General features: G+C 67.6%; 16 protein-coding genes. 6 read left to right on the top strand and 10 right to left on the bottom strand.

What is annotated here, in order from left to right; all coding sequences use genetic code 11:
- Positions 1–163: 163 nt before the first annotated feature.
- Positions 164–1,426, top strand: a complete 1,263-nt coding sequence (locus H1Q64_RS19810) for an ABC transporter permease (RefSeq protein ID WP_237905277.1) — start codon at positions 164–166, stop codon at positions 1,424–1,426.
- On the top strand, positions 1,423–2,253 hold the full coding sequence (locus tag H1Q64_RS19815; RefSeq protein ID WP_186466205.1) for an ABC transporter permease: 831 nt from the start codon (positions 1,423–1,425) through the stop codon (positions 2,251–2,253). The genes H1Q64_RS19810 and H1Q64_RS19815 overlap by 4 nt, the downstream gene beginning before the upstream one ends.
- Positions 2,254–2,411: 158 nt before the next feature.
- Here the strand turns inward: H1Q64_RS19815 and H1Q64_RS19820 are convergent, their stop codons facing one another.
- On the bottom strand, positions 2,412–2,996 hold the full coding sequence (locus H1Q64_RS19820) for a cupin domain-containing protein (protein ID WP_014198218.1): 585 nt from the start codon (positions 2,994–2,996) through the stop codon (positions 2,412–2,414).
- Between the two features lie 140 nt (positions 2,997–3,136).
- On the opposite strand from H1Q64_RS19820, the gene gabD reads away from it, so the two are divergent.
- The 3 genes from gabD to H1Q64_RS19835 all read left to right on the top strand — a co-directional run bounded on the left by gabD (position 3,137) and on the right by H1Q64_RS19835 (position 6,928).
- On the top strand, positions 3,137–4,597 hold the full coding sequence (gabD, locus tag H1Q64_RS19825) for an NADP-dependent succinate-semialdehyde dehydrogenase (RefSeq protein WP_237905278.1): 1,461 nt from the start codon (positions 3,137–3,139) through the stop codon (positions 4,595–4,597).
- 27 nt (positions 4,598–4,624) lie between these two features.
- The gene (gene gabT, locus H1Q64_RS19830; RefSeq protein ID WP_237905279.1) at positions 4,625–5,911 is read left to right on the top strand and encodes a 4-aminobutyrate--2-oxoglutarate transaminase; all 1,287 of its coding nucleotides are present in this window, start codon (positions 4,625–4,627) and stop codon (positions 5,909–5,911) included.
- Between the two features lie 132 nt (positions 5,912–6,043).
- Positions 6,044–6,928, top strand: coding sequence for a hypothetical protein (locus H1Q64_RS19835; protein WP_237905280.1), 885 nt, complete (start codon positions 6,044–6,046; stop codon positions 6,926–6,928).
- 9 nt (positions 6,929–6,937) lie between these two features.
- Here the strand turns inward: H1Q64_RS19835 and H1Q64_RS19840 are convergent, their stop codons facing one another.
- The 8 genes from H1Q64_RS19840 to rocF form a co-directional block, all read right to left on the bottom strand.
- The gene (locus tag H1Q64_RS19840) at positions 6,938–7,303 is read right to left on the bottom strand and encodes a DUF1428 domain-containing protein (protein ID WP_237905281.1); all 366 of its coding nucleotides are present in this window, start codon (positions 7,301–7,303) and stop codon (positions 6,938–6,940) included.
- 40 nt (positions 7,304–7,343) lie between these two features.
- Positions 7,344–7,778 (bottom strand): VOC family protein, encoded by a 435-nt coding sequence (locus tag H1Q64_RS19845; RefSeq protein ID WP_237905282.1) that lies wholly within the window; start codon positions 7,776–7,778, stop codon positions 7,344–7,346.
- Positions 7,779–7,828: 50 nt separating this feature from the next.
- Entirely contained in the window at positions 7,829–8,293 is a 465-nt protein-coding gene (locus H1Q64_RS19850; RefSeq protein ID WP_237905283.1) for an SRPBCC family protein, read from the bottom strand.
- A complete protein-coding gene (locus tag H1Q64_RS19855) occupies positions 8,280–8,930 on the bottom strand; it encodes a TetR/AcrR family transcriptional regulator (protein WP_237905284.1) in 651 nt (216 codons plus the stop codon). The genes H1Q64_RS19850 and H1Q64_RS19855 overlap by 14 nt, the downstream gene beginning before the upstream one ends.
- A gap of 145 nt (positions 8,931–9,075) precedes the next feature.
- The gene (locus H1Q64_RS19860; protein ID WP_237905285.1) at positions 9,076–9,984 is read right to left on the bottom strand and encodes a hypothetical protein; all 909 of its coding nucleotides are present in this window, start codon (positions 9,982–9,984) and stop codon (positions 9,076–9,078) included.
- A 49-nt stretch (positions 9,985–10,033) separates the two neighbouring features.
- Positions 10,034–11,149: a M14 family metallopeptidase gene (locus H1Q64_RS19865; RefSeq protein WP_237905286.1), complete on the bottom strand. Its 1,116-nt coding sequence runs from the start codon at positions 11,147–11,149 to the stop codon at positions 10,034–10,036.
- Between the two features lie 152 nt (positions 11,150–11,301).
- On the bottom strand, positions 11,302–12,519 hold the full coding sequence (gene rocD / locus H1Q64_RS19870) for an ornithine--oxo-acid transaminase (protein ID WP_237905287.1): 1,218 nt from the start codon (positions 12,517–12,519) through the stop codon (positions 11,302–11,304).
- A gap of 27 nt (positions 12,520–12,546) precedes the next feature.
- The gene (rocF, locus tag H1Q64_RS19875) at positions 12,547–13,512 is read right to left on the bottom strand and encodes an arginase (protein ID WP_237905288.1); all 966 of its coding nucleotides are present in this window, start codon (positions 13,510–13,512) and stop codon (positions 12,547–12,549) included.
- 130 nt (positions 13,513–13,642) lie between these two features.
- Here rocF and H1Q64_RS19880 point away from each other — a divergent pair, with 130 nt between their 5' ends.
- Positions 13,643–14,071 carry an Lrp/AsnC family transcriptional regulator gene (locus H1Q64_RS19880; RefSeq protein ID WP_014198205.1) on the top strand — a complete coding sequence of 143 codons (429 nt, stop codon included), beginning with the start codon at positions 13,643–13,645 and terminating at the stop codon, positions 14,069–14,071.
- Position 14,072: 1 nt separating this feature from the next.
- On the opposite strand, the gene H1Q64_RS19885 is transcribed toward H1Q64_RS19880, so the two are convergent.
- Entirely contained in the window at positions 14,073–15,152 is a 1,080-nt protein-coding gene (locus tag H1Q64_RS19885; protein ID WP_237905289.1) for a ParA family protein, read from the bottom strand.
- Positions 15,153–15,223 lie beyond the last annotated feature (71 nt).

Genomic DNA, 15,223 nt, shown 5'->3' on the forward strand with positions numbered 1-15,223 from the left:
CTTCAGTCTCTGAGTGGTTGCGACGGGCCCCCACCCCGGCCCTCCCCCGCTTCGCAGGGGAGGGAGATTGGTCCCCTCCCCTGCGTCAGCGGGGGAGGGTTAGGGTGGGGGCCCACCTCGACCACCGCACACGTCTCTACCGCATTTTCGAAGTAGGCCGCCCATGACAGCCGCGTTCGTCGCCGGCGCCGATGCGTCGTCCGAGGTGCCTCTCAAGCGCCGTCTGAAACGGGCGGAGCGGACGCGCCGGCTCAAGGCCCTGGCGCTGATCCTGCCGCTCCTCCTCTTCCTGCTCTTCACCTTCCTCGGTCCCATCGCCGGCATGCTCTGGCGGTCGGTCGACGACTGGGAGGTGCGTCAGGTCATGCCCCACACCGTCGCGGCCCTGGCCGACTGGGACGGCAAGGACGTTCCGGGCGAGCCGGCCTTCGCCGCGCTGGCGGGCGACATCCGCACGGCGCGCGACGCCGGCACCGTCGCCATCGCGTCCAAGCGGCTGAACTACGCGCTGAACGGCTTCCGCACCATCATGTCGGGCACCGCGCGCAACCTGAAGACCCTGCCGGAGCCGGGCACCGCCAAGGACACGCTGATCGGCATCAACCCGGCCTGGGGCGAACGCGCCACCTGGGCGGCGATCAAGGGCGCCAGCGGGCCGCTCACCAGCTTCTACCTGCTGGGCGCGCTGGACCTGACGCGCAACCTGGACGGCGCCATCGTCGCCGCCCCCGAGGAGCAGGCGATCTACCGCGACGTCTTCGGGCGCACCTTCACCATCAGCTTGGGCGTGACGGTCCTCTGCCTGATCCTGGGCTTCCCGGTCGCCTACATGCTGGCGACGCTGCCCACGGGCCAGTCGAACGTCCTGATGATCTTCGTGCTGCTGCCCTTCTGGACCTCGCTTCTGGTGCGCACCTGCGCCTGGATCGTCGTGTTGCAGAGCGAGGGCATCGTCAACGACAGCCTGCGCTGGATCGGCCTGATCGACGAGCCGCTGCGGCTGATCTACAACCGCTTCGGCGTCTACGTGGCGATGACGCACGTCCTGCTGCCCTTCATGATCCTGCCGCTCTACAGCAGCATGCGGTCGATCTCCCCGGCCTACATGCGGGCCGCGGCGTCGCTGGGCGCCTCGCCGGTTACCGCCTTCCTGCGCATCTACCTGCCGCAGACCGTGCCCGGCATCGGGGCGGGCAGCCTGCTCGTCTTCATCCTGGCCATCGGCTACTACATCACGCCGGCCCTGGTGGGCGGCGCCGCCGACCAGATGATCAGCTACTTCATCGCCTTCTACACGACGGAAACCGTCAACTGGGGTCTGGCCTCGGCGCTGGGTGCCGTGCTTCTGCTGGCCACGCTGCTGCTGGCCGTCGTCTACGGAAAGCTGGTCCACGGCCAGCAGGTCACGGGAGGGATGAAGAATTGAGCGACAACCACGCCCCCCGCACCGCCAGCCAGCGCGTCGCCTGGATCACCACCGTGGTCGTCGCCTCGCTGGTGCTGGTCTTCCTGATGGCGCCGATCCTCGCGATCATGCCGCTGTCCTTCAGCTCCGGCTCCTACCTGACCTACCCGCTGCCCGGCTTCTCGCTGCGCTGGTACGAGGATTTCCTGAACTCCCCGCGCTGGGTGTCGTCGCTGAAGAACAGCGTCATCATCGGGGTGGCCTCGACCATCCTGTCGATGGTGCTGGGCACGCTCGCCTCGCTCGGCCTCGCCCAGTGGAAGAGCAAGTTCAAGCCGCTGGTGCTGGCCATCGTGCTGTCGCCGGTGGTGGTGCCAGGCGTCATCACCGCGGTCGGCCTGTACTTCTTCTTCGCGCCGCTGGGCCTGACCGGCAGCTACGCCGGCCTGATCCTGGCGCATACCGCGCTGTCCACGCCCTTCGTGGTCATCACGGTCAGCGCGACGCTGCAGAGCTTCGACATGAATCTGGCGCGGGCCGCGGCCTCGCTCGGCGCCTCGCCGATCTACGCCTTCCGCCGGGTGATCCTGCCGCTGATCCTGCCGGGTCTGGCCTCGGGCGCCCTGTTCGCCTTCGCCACCAGCTTCGACGAGGTGGTGGTGGTGCTGTTCATGGCGGGTCCGGAGCAGCGCACCCTGCCGCGCGAGATGTTCAGCGGCATCCGCGAGAACATCAGCCCGACCATCACGGCGGCGGCGGTGATCCTGACGACCATCTCGGTCATCCTGCTCGCCACGCTGGAGGCACTGCGCCGCCGCAACGAGCGGCTCAAGGGCAACCTGCGCTGAGCCTCATTCTGGGGAATTCAACCCTCTCCCCTCTGGGGAGAGGGTGGCCCGAAGGGCCGGTGAGGGGGTTGCGCGTCGCGGTACGTCCGGCAACAGCGCAACCCCTTCACCCTACCCCTCTCCCCAGAGGGGAGAGGGAACGGACTATGAAGAGGGAATTACAGGTACGGCGGGGTGCAGGCGCTGATGATTTCGCATTCCTCGTCGCCGAGGTTGCGGAAGCGGTGCGGGATGCGGCTGTCGAACAGATAGGCGTCGCCGGGGCCGAGGATTTCCTTGCGGTCGCCGACCGTCAGCTCGATCCGGCCCTTGATGACGATGCCGCCCTCCTCCGATTCGTGCTGGAGCATGGTGCGGCCACCGGTGTCGGCGCCGGGGGCGTATTTCTCATGCAGCACCTGGAGGTTGCGGCCGCGCAGGTCGCCCACCTGCCGGAAGGAGATGGAGCCGACCCGGCTCTTCACCAGCCCGGTCAGCTCGACCAGATCGCCGCCCTTGAAGAAGATCTGCTCGCGCGGCGGCAGGTCGTCGGAGGAGAAGAACTCCGCCAGGGTCATCGGAATGCCCTGGAGCACCTTGCGCAGCGAGGAGACGGACGGGCTGCACCGATTCTGTTCGATGAGCGAGATGGTGCCGTTGGTCACGCCCGCCCGTTGCGCCAACTGGCGCTGGGACAGGGCGTGCGCTTCGCGAACCTGCTTCAGGCGCGCGCCCACGTTGAAATCGACAGCGTCCACATCCATGGATCGGTTCCTCGCTCCTGACCGGAAGGCATACCGGATTCGCGTGTGTGCGTCATCAAAAACTCAACACCCGATTAGGGTTGTTTAATTTATTAAACATGGGTACGCTCCCGTCACATCGCAAATCGAGGCTGATTCCCATGCTGTCGCTGAACGACCAGAGCCTTCTTCGGACACAAGCCTATGTGAACGGCGCGTGGCGCGACGCCTTCTCCGGCAAGACCTTCGCGGTGACCAACCCGGCGACGGGCGAGGAACTGGCCCAGGTCGCCGACGTCGGCGCGGAAGAGACGCGGCAGGCCATCAACGCCGCCGACGCCGCCCTGCCCGCTTGGCGCGCCAAGACCGCGAAGGAGCGCGCGGCCATCCTGCGCCGCTGGTTCGAGCTGATCATGGCGGCGCAGGAGGATCTGGCCGTCCTGATGACCTTGGAGCAGGGCAAGCCGCTGGCCGAGGCCCGTGGCGAGGTCGCCTACGGCGCCAGCTTCATCGAGTGGTTCGCCGAGGAGGGCAAGCGGGTCTACGGCGACGTGATCCCCAGCTTCGCCGGCAACAAGCGCATCGTCGTCCTGAAGGAGCCGATCGGCGTCGTCGCGGCGATCACCCCGTGGAACTTCCCCAACGCGATGATCACCCGCAAGGTCGGCCCGGCGCTGGCCGCCGGCTGCACCATCGTGGTCAAGCCGGCGGAGGACACCCCGCTGTCCGCCCTGGCGCTGGCCGAACTGGCCGAGCGCGCGGGCGTTCCGGCCGGGGTGTTTAACATCGTCACCGGGTCCGACCCGGTCGCCATCGGCGGCGAGCTGACCGCCAGCCCGATCGTGCGCAAGCTGTCCTTCACCGGCTCGACCGAGGTCGGTAAAATCCTGATGCGCCAGTCCGCCGACACGGTGAAGAAGGTCTCGCTGGAGCTGGGCGGCAACGCGCCCTTCATCGTGTTCGACGACGCCGACCTGGACGAGGCGGTCAAGGGTGCCTTGGCGTCCAAGTACCGCAACTCCGGCCAGACCTGCGTCTGCGCGAACCGCCTGCTGGTCCAGGCCGGCGTCTACGACGCCTTCGCCGCCAAGCTGGCTGAGGCGGTGAAGCAGATCCGCGTCGGCAACGGCATGGAGGCCGGGGTCACCCAGGGCCCGATGATCAACGGCCAGGCCGTCGAGAAGGTCGAGGAGCTGATGGGCGACGCGCTGGCCAAGGGCGCCAAGGTCGCGCTCGGCGGCAAGCGGCACGCGATGGGCGGCACCTTCTTCGAGCCGACGATCCTGACCGGCGTCACCACCGACATGCGCGTGGCCCGCGAGGAAATCTTCGGCCCGGTGGCCCCGCTGTTCAAGTTCGAGACGGAGGCCGACGCCATCCGCATGGCGAACGACACCGAGTTCGGTTTGGCCGCCTATTTCTACAGCCGGGACATCGGCCGGGTGTGGCGCGTGGCCGAGCAGCTCGAATACGGGATGGTCGGCATCAACGAAGGCATCCTGTCGACCGAGGTCGCGCCGTTCGGCGGCATCAAGCAGTCGGGCATCGGGCGGGAAGGCTCCAAGTACGGTGTGGAGGACTTCCTGGAGATCAAGTACCTGTGCGTCGGCCTGGGCGCCTGACGCCATCTTTCCAATCGGGGGTTTGAGATGAGCAACCAGTCCTTCCAGGATCGTCGCAACGCCGCCGTTCCGCGCGGCCTCGCCAACGCCATGCCGGTCTATGTCGACCGCGCCGAGAACGCCGAGCTGTGGGACGTCGAGGGCAACCGCTTCATCGACTTCGCGGGCGGCATCGCGGTGCTGAACACCGGCCACCGCCATCCGAAGATCATCGAGGCGGTGAAGGCCCAGCTCGACCGCTTCACGCACACCTGCGCGATGGTCACGCCCTACGAATCCTTCGTGACCCTGGCGGAGCGGCTGAACGCGCTGGTTCCGGGCTCCACGCCGAAGAAGACCGCCTTCTTCACCACGGGTGCCGAAGCCGTCGAGAACGCCGTGAAGATCGCCCGCGCCCACACGGGCCGTCCGGGCGTGATCGCCTTCTCCGGCGCCTTCCACGGCCGCACGCTGCTGGCGATGGCGCTGACCGGCAAGGTCGTGCCCTACAAGGTCGGCTTCGGCCCCTTCCCGGCCGAGGTCTACCACGCGCCCTTCCCCAACGCCTACCGCGGGGTCAGCGTCAAGGACAGCCTGACGGCGCTGGAGCAGCTGTTCAAGTCGGACGTGGACGCCACCCGCGTCGCCGCGATCATCGTGGAGCCGGTGCAGGGTGAAGGGGGCTTCAACATCGCCCCGCCGGAGTTCCTCCAGGCCCTGCGCAATATCTGCGACGACAACGGCATCCTGCTGATCATCGACGAGATCCAGACCGGCTTCGCCCGCACCGGCAAGATGTTCGCCATCGAGCATTCCGGCGTCGAGCCCGACCTGATGACCATGGCGAAGAGCCTGGCCGGCGGCTTCCCGCTGTCGGCGGTCACCGGCAAGGCGGAGATCATGGACGCCCCGATCCCCGGCGGCATCGGCGGCACCTACGCCGGCAGCCCGCTGGCGACCACCGCGGCGCTGGCCGTGCTGGACGTCATCGAGGAGGAGAAGCTGATCCAGCGCTCCAACGACCTGGGCGAGCGCATCGCCGGCCGCTTCCGCAGCATGGCCCAGCGCAACACGCTGTCGGTGATCGGCGACGTGCGCAACCTGGGCGGCATGATCGCCATGGAGCTGGTGAAGGACCGCGGCACCAAGGAGCCGGCGCCGGAGCTGACCAAGGCGCTGGTCGCCAAGGCGGCGGAAAAGGGCCTCGTCCTGCTGTCCTGCGGCACCTACGGCAACGTGATCCGCATCCTGGTCCCGCTGACCGCGTCGGACGCGCTGGTGGACGAGGGTCTGGACATCATCGAGCGCTCCCTGGAGGAGCTGGTTTCGGCCTGATCCGTCCGTCCCGATTTTTCAGCGAAGTCCCCTGACTGCACGCCCTCCTTCCCGCAAGGGGAGGAGGGTTTCTTTTTGTGCGCCCGCCCGCCCACGCTTTAGGATGAGGGCGCGGAGCGGAGGGACGGGCGCATGGCCGGCGGGATCGACATCGTCATCATCAAGAAAAACGGGCTGGGCGATGCCGGGGCCAGCGTCTTCGCCGAGGTCGCGGAAACCCTGCGCTTCGCGCTGCGCCGCCTGGGCGTCGACGCGGAGATCGTGTGGAACCGCGTCGGCCGCCGGCGCCGCGCCATCGTCCTGGGCGGGCACGACCTGACGCCGGAGGAAGGCGACCGGCTGCCCAGCGGCACCATCCTCTACAATCTGGAGCAGATCGCCACGCTGCATCCGCGCAACGCCCATTACCTGGACCTGCTGCGCCGTTGCCGGGTGTGGGACTACAGCCCGCGCAACATCGCCGATCTGGCCGGCCAGGGCATCCGGGCGCGCCACGTCCCCATCGGGCATGTGGACGAGATGACCCGCATCCCAAACAACTCCGCCCCCGGCATCGACGTGCTGTTCTACGGCGCCGTGAATCCGCGCCGCCGCGCCATCCTCGACGCGCTGGGCGCGCGCGGCCTGACGGTGGTCAGCCTCCAGCATCATTACGGATATCTCCGCGACCGCTTCGTCGCCGACGCCAAGCTGGTGCTGAACCTGCATTACTACGAGGCGGGCATCTTCGAGATCGTCCGCGTCTCGCACCTGCTGTCGAACCGCAAGGCGGTGCTGGCCGAGCGCCACCCCGACACCGAAATCGACCCCGACCTGCTGGACGCCATGGCCTTCGCCCCCTACGACGGGCTGGTCGAGGCCGCCTGCGCGCTGGTCGCCGACGGTGCGCGGCGGGCGGCGCTGGCAGAGGCCGGATACCGGCGCATGAGGGACCGGGACGCGGTGGCGCTGATGCGCGGCGCCGCCGCGGACCTCGGTCATTCACATGGTGAGGCCGGCGCGCTTACCGGCTCCTGAAGCGCCCGCTCACAGCTCGACGACCGGAGCGAACCCGCCGAAGATCAGCCGCTTCCCATCGAAGGGCATCGGATTTTTCTCCGCGCTGAACCGCTCGTCGGCCTTCATCAGCTCTTCCATCCGCTTCATGGCGGCGTCCCGCGTCGCCTTGTCCGGCCATTCGATCCAGGAGAAGACGACCGTCTCGTCGTCCGTCGCCTGCACGGCCCGACGGAAATCGGTGAGCTTGCCGTTGGGCACATCGTCGCCCCAGCATTCGAGGACGCGCGTCGCGCCAAGCTCCATGAACACGCTGTCCGCTTTGTTGGCGTGGTCAATGAAGGCCTGCCTGTTGGCCGTCGGAACCGCGATGACGAACCCGTCGATGTAAGCCATGTCTTTCCTCCCTTTCTGCTTGAAGCTTCGGCCCAGCCCGTCAGGAGGCCGCCGCGTCCGGGCATTTCGCGCCGGTGTGGTTCAGCATCCAGGGCGTGCCGAAGCGGTCGGTAAACATGGCGAAGCGCTCGGCCCAGAAGGTCTCGCCCGGCGGCATCTCCACGGTGCGGGCATCCTTCGCCAGCACGGCGAAGATGCGGTCGAACTCGGCGAGCGACGACGGGGCGATTTGCACCCGGAATCCCTGCGGCGTGCTGTACATGCTGTCCGGCGAGTCGGACGCCATCACCGTGGTCGCCCCCAGCTTCACCATCATGTTCATCACGAGGTGATCGCCGCCGGGCATCCGGCTGTCCGCATCCGGGGCGTCGCCGTTGCGGAACACATAGACGACCTCGCCGCCGAGGGTCTCGGCGTAGTGGGTCATCGCCTCCAGGCAGGTCCCGTTGAAGAACAGGTAGATCGTCGGTTCCATGGTGTCGTTTCCTCCCGGTCAGACTGTTTTTTAGGTCAGAGCGTCTTGGGTCAGAGCGTCCGGGCGAGGGCTTCGAGCTGGTCGGTCGCTTTGCCCCAGCCTTCGTGGAAGCCCATCTTTTCGTGCTCGTCGCGCGCCTCGGCGCTCCAGTGCATGGCGCGCGCGGTGTAGAGGGTCCGGCCGGCGCCCGCGTCCTCGAACCGCACATCGGCGGTCATGAAGGCCCGGCCCGACGGCCGCCAGCCGGGGCGGAAGGCGTCGGTGAAGACCAGACGCCGCCCCTCCTCCACGTCGAGGAAGACGCCGGGCTCGCCGAAGGATTCGCCGTTCGGGCCGTTCATCCGCGTGAAGAACTCGCCGCCCGGCCGCAGCTCCATCCGGGCCTCGGACACGAACCAGGGCTTGGGGCAGAACCACTGTTTCAGCAGCTTGGGTTCGGTCCAGCAGCGCCATAGCGCGCCGCGCGGCGCGTCGAGGCTGCGGGTCAGAACGAGGTCGCGCTCACCTTCCGTCATGGGGTGTCCCTTTCAAACGGGTCTGTGAAAAGAGCAGCGTGAGGTAGCGTTTCAGGTGATCGACGCTCTCCAGCGCGTCCTCGCGCCCGCCCGTCGCCTTGGCGAGGATGAAGGCGCCCTGGAGCACGGCCTGGGTGTGCCGCGCGAGGCTCGCCGGGGTCCAGTCAGCCTCGATGCCGCGCGCCGCCATGGCCGCCGCGATGTCCGGTTCCAGCGTCGCCGCGTGGCCGAAAATGCTGGCGGCGCAGGCGTCGCGGATCGCCGGATGCGACCCGTATACCTCCTGCGTCATGGTCCCGACGAGGCAGGTGAATTCGGCGGGATCGCCGTCGATGATCGCCTTGCGGAACTCGACATAGCCGAACAGGCGGTCGAGCGGGTCGTCGAGCCGGTGGTACGGCGCGTTCGCGAAGAAGGCCGAGGTGGTTTCCGCCCAATAGGCGGCGGCGGCGACGCCGAGCGCTTCCTTGGTCTCGAAATGGTGGAAGAACGCGCCCTTGGTGACCCCCGCCGCCTTGCAGAGATCATCGACGGAGGTCGCCGCGAAGCCCTTGGACCGGATGACGTCCCGCGCCGCTTCGAGAAGCCGGGTGCGGGCGTCGCCGCGTTCAGGGTGATGTTTGGCGGGTCTCGGCATGGCTCATATACATACCGAACGGTTGGTATGTGCGTCAAGCGCGGAGAGACGCTACCCCCTCTTCAGCAACGTGAAGCGGGCCGAGAATGTCGGCGATCATGCTCCGCCCAGAAGCAATCAACGTCGCAGCCATCGTGATTGACGACTATGTGCCCATCTGTCTGGGCAATCTTCTGATTTCAGAGAACCCAAGGGACCAGACCAGCACAAGAGAGTATGAAAAACAAACCAGCCATGAGATGATCATACTCATTCCAATACTGAATATAAATTTGAAATTTGAGACATGGATGTTGTAACGCTTACCGGATCGACGATCCCAATCTATGTCTATCCACATACTCCAATCCATATACACAATAACAATAATAATAATGAAAAGCGGAACAGAACACAGGAGCTTCCAAAGCCGACTCCGTGTCCGCAGCCTCTCCTCAGCCACAAGGACGTGAGCCAAATGCCAGGAGCCGCTCATCAGAAAGAACAGCACCCAAGCGATGCAAGTCAGGAAATGCACGGTGTGCATATGAACCACCACGGGCACACGCGCCGCGTAACCATGCGCCGCAAGGTCTCCAGCAAGGCGGGGGATAGCTCCGAGCACCATCCCTACGGCGTCGTGAACGGGCAGGAATGCGCCTAGATACGCTTTAGCAATGCTGCCATCCGACGGAACAACCATCCAGATCACAGTGTAGAGAATAGTTCCCCAAAAAATTAACTGGCCTCCTTTGCGAGATCTCGACCGGTGAAAAGCCAGCGCTTGCTCCGGCTCTGCGATACTTTCCCTAAGCGCCTGGGCGATCTCACTCTCAAGGAGTTGAAGATCCGGCGCCCGGACATTCCGCACAACATCGAACGCGATGCCAATGGCCACGACAATCATCGCTGCCGCTGCCGAATCCGCCCCGAGCGACGCAACCATGACCGCGAACAGAGTGACGGTGCCACGACGGAATATGGTACGGGAAAGAGCGAGCACAGTCGCCGGAAGATATGTTGTGGTCGCCGAAATGATATCGCCTTTGCCGCGATCCTTCAACGAAAACCACAACCCATCCCTGCAACAGGGCGCCCGCCGCAGAGCGACCTTCAGTGAGCGGTCATGCGCTCAACAACGGCCCCGTCCGCCGCAGCGTCGTCCCCGCCACCTTGGCGATCCGCTTGCCCGCCAGGGTGAAGCGGGTCGCGCTGTGGGCGTAGAGCACGCCCGCCGATTCGCTGCGCACCGGGGTCACCTCGCCGGTCAGCGGGTCGAGGATATCGGCGACCACGGCGCCGGCCTCCACCCGGTCGCCCGCCTTGTGGTGGAAGACCACCACGCCGCCCACCGGGGCGGTCAGCGGTTCGGAAGATTCCAGCGGGGTCGGGGCGCACAGCGGTTCCGGCAGGGCCGGAGGCTCGCCGGACAGGACGCCGACGTGGGTGAGGAAGCCGGCGATGGCCTGGGCGTCCGCTTCGCCCTGGGCGTGCTCCACGTCGGCCTGCCCGCGCAGCTCCACGGTCACGGAATGGCAGCCGAAGGGGATCGGGCGGTCGGGCCAGCGCTTGGCAAGCTCGTTCCAGGGGCGGCTGACCGCCTCGTCAAAGGGGTCGCCGCCGGATTCCTCGGCCAGGAAGACCGCCCGCGCGCCCAGCAGCCGCTGCAACGGGGCGAAGGCCTCCGCCGAGGGCGTCAGGGTGTAGAGGTGCATCACCGCTTCCAGGTCGCAATGCAGGTCCAGCACCCAATCGGCCTGAAGCGCCAGTTCCAGAAGACGGTGCTTCATGTGCTCCGTCTCGGTGCGCGGGCGGCGCTCGGACAGCGCTTCGGCCAAGGCGGCGCGGATGGCGGCCTTGTTGGCCTCGCCGTCGTCGGTCAGCCGGTCGGCCACGCGCTCGGCCACCGCCTCGGTCAGGTGGGGGTAGTCGCGGTTGAAGTTCTTGCCGTCGTCCTGGTCGAACCGGCCGAGGTGATGGTCCATCAGCGACTGGCCCAGACCCACCGGGTTGGCGACCGGGACGAGGATCACCTCGCCAGCGATCCGCCCCTCGGCCTCCAGCGCGGTCAGGATGCGGCGCAGCTTGTCGGCCACCAGCATCGCCGGGATCTCGTCGGCGTGCAGCGACGCCTGGATGTAGGCGCAGGGCCGCGCGCCCGCCGTGCCGAAGCGCTGGACGGTCAGGGTCCGCCGGGTGCCGGGGGTGGCGGACGGAAGGTCGATGATGGCGCTGTGCATGGCGGATCGCTGCTGGATGGATGGGAAGCCCGCCCCACCGTGGCGAAGGCCGGGGCGGGCCGCAAGCGCCTTTTGCGCCAGGCTGTTCGTTAAAATCCCCTCTCCCCGGAGGGGAGAGGGTTAAAAGGGGCGAATGCGATGACCCAGGCCCTTTACGCAAGGGCGGTTCCCGTCAGGACGGCGTCGAACTGCTCCAGCGCCCAATCGACCTGCTCGCGGGTGATGACCAGCGGCGGGGCGATGCGGATGGTGTGGTCGTGGGTGTCCTTCGCCAGGACGCCGCGCGCCCGCAGCGCCTCGCAATAGCGGCGCGCCCCGCCCGCCTCCGGGTGAAGCTCCACCGCCAGCATCAGGCCGCGCCCGCGCACCTCGCGAATCACGTTGCTGCGGATGGCGCCGAGCTGCTCCAGGAAATAGGCGCCCTGGGCGGCGGCGTTGTCGATCATGCCCTCCTCCACCAGCACCCGCATGGCGGCGCGGGCGACGGCGCAGGCCAACGGGTTGCCGCCGAAGGTGCTGCCGTGCTGGCCGGGCTTCAGCACGCCCAGCACCTCGGAGTTCGACAGCACCGCCGACACCGGGTAGAAGCCGCCGGACAGCGCCTTGCCGATCAGGGTGACGTCGGCCTCCACCCCCTCATGCTCCTCGGCCAGCAGCTTGCCGGTGCGGCCCAGCCCGGTCTGGATCTCGTCCAGGATCATCACGACGTTGCGCTCCGTGCACAGGTCGCGCACCCGGCGCAGATAGCCGGCGGGCGGGATGACCACCCCGGCCTCGCCCTGGATCGGCTCCAGCAGGACGGCCACCGTGTTGGGGGTCAGCGCCGCCTCCAGCGCCGCCGCGTCGCCGAATGGCACGGTGCGGAAGCCCGGCGTGAAGGGGCCGAAGCCGCCGCGGGCGTCCGGGTCGGTGCTGAAGCTGACGATGGTGATGGTGCGGCCGTGAAAATTGTCGGAGCAGACGATGATCTCCGCCTGGTTCTCCGGCACGCCACGCACCTCGTAGCCCCACTTGCGCACCGTCTTGATCGCCGATTCCACCGCCTCCGCCCCGCTGTTCATCGGCAGGATCTTGTGGGAGCCGGTCAGCGCCGCCAGCTCCTCGTAGAACGGCGCCAGCTGGTCGTTGCGGAAGGCGCGGGAGGTCAGCGTCAGCTTCGACGCCTGTTGCACCATCGCTTCCAGAATCTTCGGGTGGCAATGGCCCTGGTTGACGGCGGAATAGGCCGACAGGCAGTCGAGATAGCGGTTGCCCTCGATGTCCCAGACATAGACGCCCTCGCCGCGCGCCAGCACGACGTCCAGCGGCTTGTAATTGTGGGCGCCCAGGCGGTGTTCGGTCCCGATCAGGTCGGCGGCGTGCTGAAGCATGGCGTTCTCTCCGGGTCTGTTTCTTCTTCAGACGGCTTGGCCGCCGATCTGCGACTGGGTGACGGCGGGGTCGATAATGCGGCGGCCGAACAGGCTCGCCACCAGATCGACCAGCAAAAGCGCGCTCTTGCCCCGCTCGTCGAGGAAGGGGTTCAGCTCCACCACGTCCAGCGAGCCGACGACGCCCGCGTCGTGCAGCATCTCCATGATCAGGTGCGCTTCGCGGTAGGTCGCGCCGCCCAGCACCGCCGTGCCCACCGCCGGGGCGATGGCGGGGTCGAGGAAATCCACGTCCAGGCTGACGTGCAGATGGCCGCCGGCCTGCCGCACCCGCTCGATGATGCGGCGCATGTGGACGCCGACGCCGTGCTCGTCGATCAGCCGCATGTCCACCACATCCACCCCGCGGGCGCGCAGCAGGCGCCGCTCTCCGGGATCGAGGGAGCGGATGCCGAACAGATGCACATGCGCCGGGTTCACGGTGGCGCGCTGCTCCGGCGGGAAGACGTCGTCGAAGCCGTCCTCCCCGCACAGCAGGGCCACCGGCATCCCGTGCATGTTGCCCGACGGCGAGGTGTGGGGGGTGTTGAAGTCGCCGTGGGCGTCCAGCCACAGCACGAACAGCGGCTTGCTCGTCTCCCGGCAATGGCGGGCCACCCCAGTGACCGAGCCCATGGACAGGCTGTGGTCGCCGCCCAGGAACACCGGCACGCCGCCGCCCTGCATCATGGAATAGGAGCGGTCGGCCAGCGCCCGCGACCAAGCGGTGATCTCCGCCAGACGGGCGGTGGCGGCGTCGCCCTCGCCCCAGGGGTCGGGCGTCAAATCACCAAGGTCGCGGACCTCGTGCCCCAGCTCGCGCAGGGCGCGGACCAGCCCGGCCGTGCGCAGCGCCGCCGGCCCCATCAGGGCGCCGGGATGGCCGGCCCCCGCCTCGATGGGAACGCCGATGATCTCCAAGAAACGCTGATCGTCCCGATCCCCCGACGCCATGCCATTCCTCTCCCTGTGCGATCCTGCCTCCCATGACTATCGGGGACGGCACCGGCGGCAGAAAGACGGAAAAATGCCAACGAACGGCAGCATTTTTGACAGTCTGACAAGCCCGATTTATCATTCTGGCATGGACGACCTGGACCACCGCCTTTTGGGCCTGCTGCGCGCCGACGCGCGCCAGCCCGTCGCCGGCCTCGCCGCCGCGCTGAAGGTGTCGCGCGCGACCGTGCGCGCCCGCATCGACCGTCTGGTCGAAAGCGGGGTGATCGCCGGCTTCACGGTGCTGCTGCGCAAGGATCTGCGGCCCGCCATGGTCCGGGCCATCACGATGATCGAGGTGGAGGGCCGCGCCGCCGAGACGGTCATTGCCCGCCTGCACGGCTTTCCGGAGGTGCGGACGGTCTACACCACCAACGGGCGCTGGGACGTCGTCGCTGAAATCGAAACGGAGTCGCTGGAGGCCTTCGACGACACGCTGCGCCGCGTCCGGCAGATCGCCGGCATCGCCTCCACCGAGACCAGCATCCTGCTCTCCGCCCGCAAGGCGGTGCTGTAGCCTACCCACCGAGACCGGCTAAGACGCCGCCCAGAAGCGGCTGGCCGAACAGCGCGCCCAAGGCGAATCCGACGATCAGCCCGACCGCCGCGGCGACCAACGCCCGGCCGCCGCCACCCTTGGACGCCTCAACACCCGCACTGCGCCCGTTGCCGCCGCCCGTGGAGTCGTCGCCCTCATCGGGCGCCGCCGCGCGGCGGGCGCTGTAGGAGGAGTCGGTGTCGGCGTGCCACGCGCGGATGCGGTCCTGCGCCGGCTTCAACTGCTCGTCGGTCGGGGAGGAGCCGCGGCCGTGGACGATCTCCCAGCCCAGCGCCAGGAAGCGCGTGGTTGTCCGCCCCTCCGGGCTGAAGATCGCGGCGGGCATCCGGCGGTAGGTCGCCTTCACCACGTCCACGTCGTAGGGGATCGCCGTGCGGAACATCAGTTCCGGGAATTCGGAGCGCAGCAGGGTCAGCGATTCGCGCCCGACCTCGTCGTTGGTGATCGACAGCATCAGGATGCCGGCCACCGACAGGTTGGGGTTCATGCCCTTCTGGATGTGCTCGACCACCGACAGGGTGCGCTTCAGCCCGTCCAGCGCGTAGCGCCCTGGAAAGACCGGAAGCACCAGCCGGTCCGACGCCGCCAGCGCGCCCGCCGCCAGATGGCCGAGCGCCGGCGGGCAGTCGATCACCACGTAATCCGGCGGGTTGCGCGAGAAGTGCAGCGCCTTGCGCAGGCCGCGCTGCGACCCGCCGCGGGCGTCCAGCGCGTGTTCCAGCGAATAGAGCTTCCGCGCCCCGACGATCATCGACAGCCCGTCGAAGCTGGTCGGGGTGATGGCGTCCTCGACGAAGGTGTCCTGGCTCAGCAGGTCGTTGATGCCGACACGCGCCTTCTCCCGCAGCAGGAAATTGCTGGTGGCGCTGCTCTGCGGATCGAAGTCGATCAGGACGACGCTCTTGCCCAGCGCGGCCAGCGCCAGGGCGAGGTTCACCGAGGTAGTCGTCTTGCCGACGCCGCCCTTCTGATTGTACACCGCCAGGATGGTCGGCTGCCGCGTCTCCGGCGCGTCGAAGACGTCTTCGTGGCTGGTCATGTCCATTCCGCTTCGTCGTTTCGCGGGTGTTCGTCCTGCGGGCCAAGAGCCGCCGAAAGCGGCGCACTATA

It is taken from the genome of Azospirillum brasilense (assembly GCF_022023855.1).
Classification (GTDB): Bacteria; Pseudomonadota; Alphaproteobacteria; order Azospirillales; family Azospirillaceae; genus Azospirillum; species Azospirillum brasilense_F.